General features: G+C 41.0%; 11 protein-coding genes and 5 tRNA genes. 2 read left to right on the top strand and 14 right to left on the bottom strand.

What is annotated here, in order from left to right:
- Positions 1–119: 119 nt before the first annotated feature.
- Both BLP77_RS14185 and BLP77_RS14180 read right to left on the bottom strand, forming a co-directional pair.
- Complete coding sequence (locus tag BLP77_RS14185; RefSeq protein WP_093857781.1) at positions 120–1,373, bottom strand: RNA polymerase sigma factor; 1,254 nt, start codon at positions 1,371–1,373, stop codon at positions 120–122.
- Positions 1,370–1,807: a YciI family protein gene (locus BLP77_RS14180; RefSeq protein WP_093857780.1), complete on the bottom strand. Its 438-nt coding sequence runs from the start codon at positions 1,805–1,807 to the stop codon at positions 1,370–1,372. Before BLP77_RS14180 ends, BLP77_RS14185 begins: the two co-directional genes overlap by 4 nt.
- 379 nt (positions 1,808–2,186) lie before the next feature.
- Here BLP77_RS14180 and BLP77_RS14175 point away from each other — a divergent pair, with 379 nt between their 5' ends.
- The gene (locus BLP77_RS14175) at positions 2,187–2,783 is read left to right on the top strand and encodes a class I SAM-dependent methyltransferase (RefSeq protein WP_093857779.1); all 597 of its coding nucleotides are present in this window, start codon (positions 2,187–2,189) and stop codon (positions 2,781–2,783) included.
- 257 nt (positions 2,784–3,040) lie between these two features.
- Here the strand turns inward: BLP77_RS14175 and glmS are convergent, their stop codons facing one another.
- The 7 genes from glmS to rocF all read right to left on the bottom strand — a co-directional run bounded on the left by glmS (position 3,041) and on the right by rocF (position 11,196).
- Complete coding sequence (gene glmS, locus BLP77_RS14170; protein ID WP_093857778.1) at positions 3,041–4,843, bottom strand: glutamine--fructose-6-phosphate transaminase (isomerizing); 1,803 nt, start codon at positions 4,841–4,843, stop codon at positions 3,041–3,043.
- 409 nt (positions 4,844–5,252) lie between these two features.
- The gene (gene glmM / locus BLP77_RS14165; protein WP_093857777.1) at positions 5,253–6,599 is read right to left on the bottom strand and encodes a phosphoglucosamine mutase; all 1,347 of its coding nucleotides are present in this window, start codon (positions 6,597–6,599) and stop codon (positions 5,253–5,255) included.
- Positions 6,600–6,644: 45 nt separating this feature from the next.
- Positions 6,645–7,883 (bottom strand): CdaR family protein, encoded by a 1,239-nt coding sequence (locus BLP77_RS14160; RefSeq protein ID WP_186807133.1) that lies wholly within the window; start codon positions 7,881–7,883, stop codon positions 6,645–6,647.
- Positions 7,876–8,700, bottom strand: a complete 825-nt coding sequence (gene cdaA, locus BLP77_RS14155; protein WP_093857775.1) for a diadenylate cyclase CdaA — start codon at positions 8,698–8,700, stop codon at positions 7,876–7,878. The genes BLP77_RS14160 and cdaA overlap by 8 nt, the downstream gene beginning before the upstream one ends.
- Before the next feature lie 125 nt (positions 8,701–8,825).
- Entirely contained in the window at positions 8,826–9,470 is a 645-nt protein-coding gene (locus tag BLP77_RS14150) for a zf-HC2 domain-containing protein (RefSeq protein ID WP_093857774.1), read from the bottom strand.
- A gap of 4 nt (positions 9,471–9,474) precedes the next feature.
- Positions 9,475–10,047 carry an RNA polymerase sigma factor SigW gene (gene sigW / locus BLP77_RS14145; protein ID WP_093857773.1) on the bottom strand — a complete coding sequence of 191 codons (573 nt, stop codon included), beginning with the start codon at positions 10,045–10,047 and terminating at the stop codon, positions 9,475–9,477.
- Between the two features lie 246 nt (positions 10,048–10,293).
- A complete protein-coding gene (gene rocF / locus BLP77_RS14140) occupies positions 10,294–11,196 on the bottom strand; it encodes an arginase (RefSeq protein ID WP_093857841.1) in 903 nt (300 codons plus the stop codon).
- Positions 11,197–11,459: 263 nt separating this feature from the next.
- Between rocF and BLP77_RS14135 the strand changes: the two genes are divergently transcribed.
- Positions 11,460–11,639: a hypothetical protein gene (locus BLP77_RS14135; RefSeq protein WP_093857772.1), complete on the top strand. Its 180-nt coding sequence runs from the start codon at positions 11,460–11,462 to the stop codon at positions 11,637–11,639.
- A gap of 183 nt (positions 11,640–11,822) precedes the next feature.
- On the opposite strand, the gene BLP77_RS14130 is transcribed toward BLP77_RS14135, so the two are convergent.
- From BLP77_RS14130 to BLP77_RS14110, 5 genes are all read right to left on the bottom strand, one after another.
- Positions 11,823–11,898, bottom strand: a tRNA-Ala gene (locus BLP77_RS14130).
- 14 nt (positions 11,899–11,912) lie between these two features.
- A tRNA-Lys gene (locus BLP77_RS14125) sits at positions 11,913–11,988 on the bottom strand.
- A 47-nt stretch (positions 11,989–12,035) separates the two neighbouring features.
- A tRNA-Gln gene (locus tag BLP77_RS14120) sits at positions 12,036–12,110 on the bottom strand.
- 14 nt (positions 12,111–12,124) lie between these two features.
- Positions 12,125–12,209: transfer RNA gene (locus BLP77_RS14115), tRNA-Tyr, on the bottom strand.
- Positions 12,210–12,219: 10 nt separating this feature from the next.
- Positions 12,220–12,296, bottom strand: a tRNA-Thr gene (locus BLP77_RS14110).
- Positions 12,297–12,313 lie beyond the last annotated feature (17 nt).

Genomic DNA, 12,313 nt, shown 5'->3' with positions numbered 1-12,313 from the left:
ATGCTTACAATAACTCATTATTGTTTTTTCTGGGATGATGTAAAGCTTCAATATTCCCATTTTCAGACATCCTTACAATTTGGGTTTTAGAATTGTAGAAAACAGTAATTCCTGATGTTTCAAGACTCACATTCATGTGCCCGGTTCTGCAAAAGCTCCTTCTCACGGTAATTCCGGGTCATCGAAGCCGCACGTTCAAATTCTGTATGGGCTTCATCGAATCGCCCTAGCTTGACCAAAAGATCGCCGCGAACGCTAGGCAATAGATGGTATCCCTTTAGGGAAGGTTCGGCACTCAGCTCGTCGACAATCTCTAGTCCATAGGAGGGTCCAAATGCCATTGATATCGCAACAGCCCGGTTTAATTCGACGATTGGCGATGGAGTTACCCTGGACAGTGCTTCGTAAAGGGCAGCGATACGGATCCAATCGGTCTCTGCCGCAGTAGGAGCTTCCGCATGACAAGCAGAAATCGCAGCTTGCAACGCATATGGACCGAGTGTGCTTCCAAGCTCCTGACTGCGTTTAAGTGCTGCTATTCCACGACGGATCAGCAGTCTATCCCACTTTGCCCGATTTTGATCCATCAGAAGTATGGGTTCACCTGTAGCGCTAACCCGAGTTTTAAGACGCGAAGATTGAATCTCCATTAAGGCAACCAATCCGTAAACTTCTGGTTCTTGTGGTACGATTTCAGAAAGTACGCGGCCGAGTCTCAATGCCTCCTGACATAGCAATGGTCGAATCCAGTCATCTCCAGAGGTTGCTGAATACCCTTCATTGAACATCAAGTAAATCACCTCGAGTACTGCAGATAGACGTTTATCACGTTGTTCTCCTGCAGGTACCTCAAAAGGAACTTTCTCGGCCCTGAGGGTTCTCTTGGCCCGGACCACACGTTGGGCAATCGTTGATTCTGCGACGAGGAAAGAACGAGCGATTTCATCTGTCGTAAGTCCGCATAACAGGCGAAGCGTTAGGGCAACTCTGGCATCCTGCGATAACACTGGATGGCAGGTCATAAAAATCAGACGAAGGAGATCGTCACCTATCTCCCCTTCCAAAGCATGATCGACATCTTCCTCTTTGTATAAATCCATACCACGGGCGATCTCTAAATACTTCTGATCACGCCGCTTCGTCCTGCGCATAAGATCAATCGCACGCCGCTTCGCCGTTGTCATCAGCCAGGCACCCGGATTGTCTGGAATACCGATCTCCGGCCATCTTTCAAGGGCAATTACCAAAGCATCCTGGGCAAGATCCTCTGCAATACCCACGTCTTGTATCATTCGGGTTAAACTCGCAATTAGCTTTGCCGACTCCATTCGCCATATCGCATCAATGGTTCGATGTGTTTCGGACAACGTCACCACGCCTTTTTTTGCTCTGCAACTTGTTTGCGAAGTGTTACTTCTTTTGCTAGTGTTTCAGGATTGTCCATAAAGTCCTCCGCCTCGTACACTTGTCTGAGCTCAATCTCACCCTGTCCATATCCGTGGGGATCCGGCATGCGCAGAGCCCATTCAATAGCTTCTTCCCTCGATTTAACCTCGATTAGCGTATATCCCGCGATCAATTCTTTTGACTCAGTAAAAGGACCGTCCATCACCTTTGGTTTTTCTCCGGGCTCTGGGTAGGAAATCCGGATTCCGCTTGAGGTAGGCTGCAAGCCATCAGCTGCGAGTAACACACCGGCCTTTACCAATTCCTCGTTATACTTTTGCATAGCATCAATAAGTTCCTGACTTGGAATAACCCCCGCTTCTGAATCTGTTGTAGCCTTGACAATCATCATAAATCTCATATGTGTTTACCTCCTATTTTATTGTGAAGCTTCGTAAACCGATGTAAAACCGATCGGTAATTCCGCTTCTATTTATACGACGAACTAATCTTGACTGAATCGACAGTTATTATAAAATTTTTCGGTCTAACTAATAAATTCGTCGGCTGGAAGTAAAATCCCTTTAGCCCAATAAAAGAGGGGCACCACAAACAAGGAGTAGGGCGATACTTATGATACTGGCTAGCTACGGGGCAGGTTGGTGGAACTATAAATGTCATAAGCAGAGAAGAATAAGGTTTATACGATAGGGTTTGAGGGGAGAACTGTCCTAAGGTTTTTATTTTTGCTATAGTGACCACTAAGCAGCTTTAATTTTTAAAAAATAGGAGTGTATAGTATGGAAGATAACGTTTTTGAGCAGATGGCAAAAAGATATGATACGGAAGATAGAATTGAATTAGCTAAAGTTATAGTTAATGAAGTAAGACCAGAATTACGAAATAGTAAATCAAAATCCCTAATAGACTATGGGAGTGGTACTGGTCTAATTAGTTTAGAACTATCAGATTTAGTAGATTCTGTTTTATTGGTTGATTCATCAAAACAAATGTTGGATGTTGCCGAAGCTAAAATTTCCCACAAAGGAATTACTAACTCAAAAGTGCTTTATTCAGATTTCACTCAAGAAACTCCTGAACTTAATGCAGATATCGTTTTACTGTCACTCGTCCTTCTTCATATTCCGGATACTAAAAAAATTTTACAGGAATTGTTCAACATTTTAAATGATGGTGGCAAAATCATTATTGTTGATTTTGACAAAAACGATAAAGTAAATCATCCGAAAGTTCATAACGGTTTTTCGCATGAAGAACTGAAAAAAAGATTATCCGAAGTTGGATTTAAATCAATTGAAATTAAGACATTCTATCATGGAAATCGTATTTTTATGAATCAAGATGCCTCAATGTTTATATCCACTAGTATAAAGTAATGGGATTTAGAAAACTAAAGGCACTTGGAATTTAATCCTAGTGCCTTTTTGAAGTCATCTGACTTTAATTCTGCTGTCAACTAATTTAAAGTATTGCAACTATAACTGAAACGGGTAATAAATCCCCAAGTTTTTTGAAAGATACTTAGCTTTAACCTCATTCACATATAGTAAAACTTTATTTCTTGTAGTAGAACTTTATTATATATTGTACAACTTTATTTTAATTGCACATCAGATAATCACTACCAATAGACTTACTCCACCGTCACACTCTTAGCCAAATTTCTCGGCTTATCAACATCACAATCACGATGAAGTGCCGCGTAATAAGAGATTAACTGCAACGGCAGTACTGATACTAACGGTGTGAGTAACGAGTGAACTTTTGGAATGACGAATGCATCGCCTTCACGGTCAAGTCCTTCTAAACTAATAATACAATCATTTGCGCCACGGGTGATGACCTCTTGAACGTTGCTTCGGATTGAACTGTTCACGTGTTCTTGTGTTGCAAGGGCAATAACAGGTGTACCGTCTTCGATTAATGCGATGGTACCGTGCTTAAGCTCGCCTCCAGCAAAGCCTTCTGCTTGAATATATGAGATTTCTTTTAATTTTAAAGCACCTTCTAATCCGACGTAGTAGTCTAAACCGCGTCCGATAAAGAAGCAGTTACGTGTTGTTGATAAATAGTCACGTGCAATCTGATCGAATAATTCCTTTTGGTCGCAAAGGGCTTCCATCGCACTTGAGACGATTCCAAGTTCTTTCATTGGATCGAAGTCTAATGTTAAGCCTTTAGCGCGTGCTGTATCGACAGCTAAGATTGCTAAGACAGCCATCTGAGCTGTATAGGCTTTCGTTGATGCCACAGCAATTTCTGGTCCTGCATGCAGGTGCATAGTATAGTTTGATTCACGAGAAAGGGTGGATCCCGGCACGTTCGTAATTGTCAGTGCTGGGTGACCTAATTTATTTGTTTCGACTAAAACTGAACGTAAGTCGGCTGTTTCCCCACTTTGTGAGATAAAAACAAATAATGGTTTTTCAGATAGGAGTGGGAAGTTATATGAGAATTCACTTGCCACATGTACCTCAGTTGGGACTTCCGCAATTTTCTCTAAAAATTCTTTACCGATTAGGCCCGCGTGATAACTTGTGCCTGCTGCGATAATATAAACACGGTCACATTCTTTCATGGCCTTGCGAATGTCTTCGTCTAGCTTAATGTCATCATGTTCATCCTGGTATTCTTGGATGATTTTACGCATCACAAATGGTTGCTCATCAATTTCTTTTAACATGAAATGAGGGTACGTCCCTTTTTCAATATCGCTTGCATCGATTTCAGCTGTGAATGGATCACGTTCAACGGGTGTACCATCAAGTTTTTGAAGTTCGACGCTATTTTGTTTAACGATGACCACTTCGCCATCCATTAGTTCCAAGAATTGATCTGTCACTTGTAGCATCGCCATCGAGTCACTCGCAACGACATTAAAGTCTTCACCTAATCCAACTAGTAAAGGACTTTTATTTTTCGCAACAAAAACTTCATCAGGATTCTGATTGTCTAAAACAGCAAGCGCGTATGAGCCGTGTAATAGTTTAACCGTTTGACGGAAGGCTTCAAGCGTATTACCTGTTTCTTGAGTAAATTTTTCAACTAACTGAACGATAACTTCAGTATCGGTTTCACTTACAAAGTTAACATCTTGTAGATATTCCGCTTTTAGTTCAAGGTAGTTTTCGATGACCCCATTATGAACTAAAGTGAATCGACCAGATGAACTTTGGTGTGGGTGAGCGTTCGTTGCGCTCGGTTCTCCATGTGTTGCCCAGCGTGTATGGCCGATACCTGTTGTTGCTTGAATGTTTTCATCGACTGCGTCACGTAGAGCTGCAATACGTCCTTTGACCTTAAATAATTCTGTATTTTGATCCGAACGTACGGCAATCCCGGCTGAGTCATATCCGCGATATTCTAACTTCTCTAAACCATTTAATAGTATTTCTTTTGCATCATTATTCCCAATATAACCTACAATTCCACACATGTTGTGTACCTCCTCTAAGTGAAAGAGGCAAACAAATCCTATAGGGGCATTCGTTTGCCCCTTTCCCGTATTCTATATGTGTCATCTTGTTTTATGTGGTTGTGCATAGAGTCGCCTCTATGTTTTCACGTAAAACGTGTCAGTTGAGATGACATTCAACTGGAAGGCACCCGCCGATTATTCGATGAAACCTTCTCCTCGTCAACTATTTCTATTTAGTCCGTTCATAGAAATAGCCCTGGCGCTTTTAGATACTATCCCCGCTACGCTCCTTTCCCTTCTTGAATCAACTAGACAAATACCATTTTACGTTATCTTCATCAGCTTGGTCAATTACAATATGATTACAAATATGAAAGAGCATAGGACCAATTAAACTCCTATGCTCTAACGTTAATATACTATGCATTTACATTCCAAGTGTTGCTTCAATCGTTTCAACGACTTGGTTGACGTATTTTTCACATTCATCTTTTGTAGGTGCTTCAACCATAACACGAACAACTGGTTCAGTTCCTGATGGACGAACTAGTACGCGGCCTTGATTACCAAGTTCTTGCTCGACACGGTCAATTTCTTGTTTTATCGTGTCATTTTCTGTTACAGCGTGTTTATCGGTGACACGAACATTTTTTAACACTTGTGGGAACTTCGTAATAGCCTCTGCTAATTCAGACAGTGATTGGCCTGTTTCCTGCATGACATTAACGAGCTGTAATGCTGATAACATACCGTCTCCTGTCGTGTTATGGTCTAAGAAAATAATATGACCTGATTGTTCACCGCCAAGGTTGTAATCATTCTTGCGCATTTCTTCCATGACGTAACGGTCGCCAACTTTTGTTTTGACCGTTGAAATATCTAATTCATCAAAAGCGCGATACAATCCGATATTGCTCATCACGGTTGTCACCACAGTGTCCTGCTTTAAGCGGCCTTGTTTTTTGAAAAAACGACCGCAAATATACATGATTTTATCGCCGTCTACAATATTACCTTTTTCATCAACTGCAATTAAACGGTCACCATCGCCGTCAAAGGCTAAACCGATATCCGCTCCCTGTTCAACCACCGTTTCGCGGAGTTTTTCGGGGTTCGTTGAGCCGTAACCATCGTTAATATTCAAGCCATCAGGAGAAGACCCAATTGCTAAAATATCTGCTTCTAAATCTGCAAATAGATGTGAAGCAAGTGGTGACGTTGCGCCATGAGCACAGTCAAGTACGATTTTGACATCTTCAAAATCTTGATCAACGGTTTGCTTAAGGTGCTGTAAATATTTTTGGCCGCCTTCGTAATAATCCATGACTTGCCCGATTTCGCCCCCAGTTGGACGAGGCAAATCATCTTGCTCGGCATCTAATAACGTTTCAATTTCTTCCTCTTGAGCATCTAATAGTTTAAAGCCGTCTGAGCCAAAGAATTTGATTCCATTATCTTCAACGGGATTATGGGATGCCGAAATCATGACACCTGCTTGTGCACCTGATGCTTTTGTTAAAAAAGCGACCCCGGGAGTAGAAATGACGCCTAAACGCATGACTTCAACGCCTACAGAAAGGATTCCAGCCACTAAAGCGCCTTCTAACATTTCTCCAGATATTCTCGTGTCTCTCCCAACTAATATTTTAGGCTTTTCTGTTGCGTCTTTTGTTAAAACGTAGCCACCGAAACGACCAAGTTTATATGCCAGTTCTGGTGTTAATTCTGTATTTGCGATGCCTCGGACACCATCTGTACCGAAATATTTTCCCATTTCGTTTCGCTCCTTTATTCTTCCAAATCAATCGTGTTTGATTTGTTACTCTATTCTCACACGAACCCTTTCTGTATCTGTACGCAAACGGATGTCATCCGGTCCCTCTAATTGAATATCCGCATAAAATTCACCTTCAACATAATCTGCAACGTCAATTGATACTCTTATATCGTCTTCACTGATGTTTTCAATATCTTCGGCTAAGCCAGTGACTGTGACATCGATTAATGGTTCCTCTGGCTCTAAAAAGGTAATGTCTTGACCGTCGTCTAAATTATCCACGTTTATTTCCATGTCTGTCAATACGTTTTCTTCAGCCTCTTCTACGACAATTTCAGCCGAAACGGATTCTGGTTCTATTCTTCTCACTCCCGGTGGTGTATTTAATTCTTTCTCAACCGTCGTTGTTTCCGTTATATTAGATAAATCTATGGTAAGTGGCTCCATGTTGTTAATATCATTTAGGGTTTCATTTGCCCCATACATCGTCGCTGTGACCGGGCTAAGGTTAATTTCTTTAAGGACTAAATTTTCATTTAATTCTCCGGTTGTTTCAGCTATTAATGGGAAACGCTTGTCCGACATTGAAACATCCGCTTCAACTGTAACCGTTGAAGGGTTGACAAATACGTTTAGCTCATTCCCTTGAGGGTCATAGACCTTAATCGGCACATTTCTTGCAATGCCATCTTCAGCTAATTGATTAAAATCTACAATAGCTTTAACGATGCCAATTCGCTCCACTTCGGATTTGGCTCCGGTTACATTAACCTCGTTAGGCGTAACCGTTGGTGGTGATGCGAACACATCTTCTGCTTCAACATCATTATTGCCAACAAATTCTATTTCTATAGGTTGTGTCACACTGGCACGATCTTCAATCGTCACTTCAATCGTTCTTGGTTGAATATAAACACTTAGCTGACTAGACATGCCTCGATGCTGAACATCGACCTCGTGCGTTCCAGGCCCTAAACCATTTAAGTCGATAAATACATCAAAATTACGCTGTCTAACGGCTTGTGTCACATCACTAACAGGACCTTCTACTGTTACTTCAACCGTGTCTGGTACACCTCTTACGACATACTGCTTTTCTTCAAGCTCGACTTGTAATGAGACATTATCCATTGATTCTGTATTCGTTGAAGCAGTCGGAAGAAACGTTCGATCCGAGCGTGCTGTGTTAGCCTCATCTATGGCAACTGTTGTATATAATAACAAGGCCAAAAATAATGAAACAATTCGTGTAAACCACGGGCTTTTAATCCACTTATCCATCACGTTTTCCCCTCCAGTTCCACGACTTGCTTGAAGTAGACGTATCATAAGTTGGATCTAATTCTTTAAGCAACATTTTGCGAAGATCTTCTTCCGCTAACTTTCGATGAAGCTCTCCATTTTTTGTTGCTGAAATCATACCTGTTTCTTCAGATACCACAATAGTTAACGCATCAGTGACTTCACTAACACCCATTGCCGCTCGATGCCGGGTTCCAAGCTCTTTTGAGATAAATGGACTTTCACTAAGTGGTAAGTAACAGGCTGCCGCAATAATTTCATCATCACGGACGATGACTGCACCATCATGTAACGGGGCATTAGGCATAAAGATATTCGTTAATAATTCACTCGTTAATTTACCATTAACATCGATCCCAGTTTCAACATATTCACTCATGCCTGTTTCCCGTTCAATCGTAATTAAAGCCCCAATTCGTCGTTTACTCATATACTTACATGAACGAATGACGGCATCAATCGTTTCACTAATCGCTTTTTCTTGAGACTGGGTGTGACGTGCAAAGATGCTTCCTCTTCCTAATTGCTCAAGCGCACGGCGAATCTCTGGCTGGAACAACACGATGACGGCTAGAAAACCCCACTCAATTGCTTGGTAAACCAACCATTGAACGGTATTTAAATCCAAAATGGAACTGACAAACCAAATTCCCAGGATGACAATAATACCCTTCAACAATTGAACGGCTTTTGTTCCGCGTATTAACGTAAATAATTTATATATGACAAACCATACAACTGCAATATCTACAATAATTCTTAGCACATTTAAAAAGTTAAGATCTTCCCACACCAAGCTACTCACCCTTAAGTTAATTTCGACCTACTACTCTCGCCGGAAAACATACTAATTAAATTATAGCATACATACCCGGTACTTTTCCCACAAAAAAACGTCTAGTAGCGAATTTCTACTAAACGTTAAGGTGAAACAAACGTAACAATATTTTTAAACTCATGTTCAATTTTATGATAAACCCATACAAAATATTGATCGATTTCAGTCACCGTTCCTCCAACGTGATGGGAAACGGAATTAAGAAAGTTATCCTGATGCTCGTGCATACTCACAACCTGACTATTAACTAAGGTTAAATTACCTTGAATTTTTCCTTCTAATACAAGCTCAGCATTTTTAACGGTAAAATCGCCTTCAATGACTTCACCTTCAGGGATAATCACGCGGTTCCCTTCTTTAATCACACCTTCTTCTGAGGATACGAAAATCTGTTGATTCGTATGGTACTGCGTCAATGTTGAGGAAAACATTGCGATGAAAAAGACAACAGCCGCGGCAATAAATGGATGCTCCCTGACAATCTTAGAGAATTTTTTAACCTTTGGATCTTGTGGGAGTTGATGCATGATATTATGTTTAAGATCATCCGGAGCATCAATCTCGGGTAGAAAATTTAATTGCCCATCCAATCTTTTTAACTCACGGTAATGCTCTTGACAATTTTGACATTCCATCAGATGTCTTTTTAGCTGATTTTCTTCTTCTTGATTCAATTCACGATTGAGATAACGATGTAACTCATTCTCAGATGATTGATTACACGCCATCTTATCAACTCCTTACTGCCTCAACAAGCTTTTTCCTCAAAGCCTCTCTTCCACGGTGTAAATGCGTCTTAACCGTTCCCATAGGCAATTCTAGCACCTCAGCAATCTCCTGTAAGGGGAGATCTCTTACATATTTTAAAACGATAACCGCTCGGTATTTTGGGGGAAGGGTGAGTAGCGCTTCCTGCACCGTTTCACTTAACTCTAACCGTTCATAGCTTTCTTCAGGTGTTTGTTCTTTACTTTTTTGCTTGTCTAATAACGTCGTATGGTCATTTGAATGAATCGGTTGATCCAAAATACTGACTGGTCGCTTTTTACGCATATGGTCAATCGCTAAATTCGTCGCGATGCGATATAACCACGGCGAAAATTTATTGTTTTGCTTAAAGGTTTTGATATTGGTATACACTTTGACAAATGCTTCTTGTGTGACTTCTTGTGCATCATGATGATTACCTAACATCCGATAGCAATGCTGATAAATTGCATGTTGATATTGATCTATAATCAAACCAAACGCTTCATGATTACCTTTTTTCACCTGTTTAATCAGTTGGTTTATTCTTAAGTCCATAAAAGTTCCCCCGCAAATTGTGCGGTCACGCTTATATACGAATGATCCATCAAAAGGTTTCATTAAAAATAAAAAATTAGCATGACGCAAAGATGATACTTATTTATTATAACGCGTAAAATGTAAAAATAAAATTTAAATTCAAAATTTTGTAAAGGTTTTTTTATGTAGGTAGGATACTTTTCTATCAGCTCAACTAAAAAGGACTAAAGTACGTCATGTCGCAGCTTTAGTCCTTTTTAAAGTTTATAAGTATTTTTCTCCAAAAACAGAAGCCATCATATCAACGGCAACTTCTGCTGTTTGGTTTCCTTGATCCAATAATGGATTCACTTCGACGACTTCAACCGAGGTTAAGATGTTAGCATCATACAACTGGCTTAAGGCATAATGCGTTTCTCTATATGATGGACCACCTTCTATAGGTGTACCAGTACCTGGCGTATGAGCCGGATCTATTCCATCTACATCGAAACTGAGATGGACACCGTCTGTTCGCTCTTTTAAATACGTAATCGCCTCATTCATCACATGCTCCATGCCATACTTTTCAATGTCATGCATTGTAAAACATCGAATGCCTCGCTCTTTTATAATTTTCTTTTCACCATCATCAATTGAGCGAGCGCCAATAATGACAGCGTTTTCAGGTTTGATTTTAGGATAACGTCCATTAATCGATATTAAGCGTTCCTCACCTATTCCAATACTGACACCTAAAGACATACCGTGAATGTTTCCGGATGGCGATGTTTCTCCACTATTTAAGTCAGGATGAGCATCGTACCAAATAACCCCCATGTTATTATAAAACTGATGTAATCCAGCAATGGATCCAATCGCAATACTGTGATCCCCGCCTAAAATTAAAGGGAACTCACCTTTTTTCTTAATCTCCACAACTTTATTCGCAACCGATTCATTTCCTTTTGTTATTTCATCCAGATTTTTTAAATTTGTTTTAGGGTCTATCTCAAAATTACCTTCTAGCGGGACGTCAATATCCCCATAATCTTCGAATGTAAGATTCAATGATTTAAAGCGATCAATTAATCCAGCGTGGCGCATGGCAACGGGACCGAGATCGACCCCCATATTGGGTTGAGCAATTGTAATCGGTGCACCAATGATTCCTATTTTATGATTCACTGTTATGTTACCCCCTTTATCTGCAAACATTGTATCCGTAAGTATAGATTGGTTCAACTCGACAAAATCATGAATAAATATACAAAATTGAAAGCGATTACAATAAATCGAATGCAAAATCAAATCATGCTTACCGGCCACGTCTTCGGCCACTTTCTTAAAGACCAATACATCTCGTAGCAATAGCCCTAGCTCAATTAAGCTAGGGCTATTATGTATAGAACGCCTTGCGATTTTTAACCTCCTATCATTGGGGAATCAGTATGCCTCAATGGGCAAAAACCTCTCATCAATGGGGAATCAACGCCCCTCAATGGGTAAAAATCACCCATCAATGGGGAGTCAGCATCCCTCAATGGGCAAAAAACACTCGTCAATGGGGAATCAATGCCCCTCAATGGGTAAAAACCTCTCGTCAATGGGGAATCAACGCCCCTCAATAGGTAAAAACCTCTCATCAATGGGGAATCATCCCCCCAATGGGCAAAAAACTCCCGTCAATGGGGAATCAACGAAATGATACGCTACGAATGACCAATACCACATGCTGAATCCCCTATATGTTTATGTAGACTAAAAAAAGCTGCTCCCCGATTAAGCAGAGAACAACTTTGGTAACTGGATTATGGTGGAGCCTAGCGGGATCGAACCGCTGACCTCCTGCGTGCAAAGCAGGCGCTCTCCCAGCTGAGCTAAGGCCCCAACTTTTATGTACATGGTGAGCCATGGAGGATTCGAACCTCCGACCCTCTGATTAAAAGTCAGATGCTCTACCAACTGAGCTAATGGCTCATGTAGTAAATTATTTTCCATCAAAAGATGTCCAAAAAAAAATAAAATGGCTGGGCCAGCTGGATTCGAACCAGCGCATGACGGTACCAAAAACCGTTGCCTTACCGCTTGGCTATGGCCCAATCATTTTAATAAATGGTGGAGGGGGAGAGATTCGAACTCCCGAACCCTGAGGGAGCGGATTTACAGTCCGCCGCGTTTAGCCACTTCGCTACCCCTCCAAATGATTGGTGGTGCCGGCCGAGGGACTCGAACCCCCAACCTACTGATTACAAGTCAGTTGCTCTGCCAGATTGAGCTAGGCCGGCTAATATTTAAATGGTGG

It is taken from the genome of Tenuibacillus multivorans (genome assembly GCF_900103915.1).
In the GTDB taxonomy this organism is placed as follows: Bacteria; Bacillota; Bacilli; order Bacillales; family Alkalibacillaceae; genus Tenuibacillus; species Tenuibacillus multivorans.
This window is presented reverse-complemented; position numbering and strand designations above follow the sequence as displayed.

Excerpts from the sequence above, each read along its gene's own strand:
- BLP77_RS14180 (WP_093857780.1), bottom strand. The coding sequence starts at position 1,807 with ATGAGATTTATGATGATTGTCAAGGCTACAACAGATTCAGAAGCGGGG.
- BLP77_RS14175 (WP_093857779.1), top strand. The coding sequence starts at position 2,187 with ATGGAAGATAACGTTTTTGAGCAGATGGCAAAAAGATATGATACGGAA.
- glmS (WP_093857778.1), bottom strand. The coding sequence starts at position 4,843 with ATGTGTGGAATTGTAGGTTATATTGGGAATAATGATGCAAAAGAAATA.
- glmM (WP_093857777.1), bottom strand. The coding sequence starts at position 6,599 with ATGGGAAAATATTTCGGTACAGATGGTGTCCGAGGCATCGCAAATACA.
- BLP77_RS14160 (WP_186807133.1), bottom strand. The coding sequence starts at position 7,883 with ATGGATAAGTGGATTAAAAGCCCGTGGTTTACACGAATTGTTTCATTA.
- BLP77_RS14150 (WP_093857774.1), bottom strand. The coding sequence starts at position 9,470 with ATGGCGTGTAATCAATCATCTGAGAATGAGTTACATCGTTATCTCAAT.
- sigW (WP_093857773.1), bottom strand. The coding sequence starts at position 10,047 with ATGGACTTAAGAATAAACCAACTGATTAAACAGGTGAAAAAAGGTAAT.
- BLP77_RS14135 (WP_093857772.1), top strand. The coding sequence starts at position 11,460 with ATGCCTCAATGGGCAAAAACCTCTCATCAATGGGGAATCAACGCCCCT.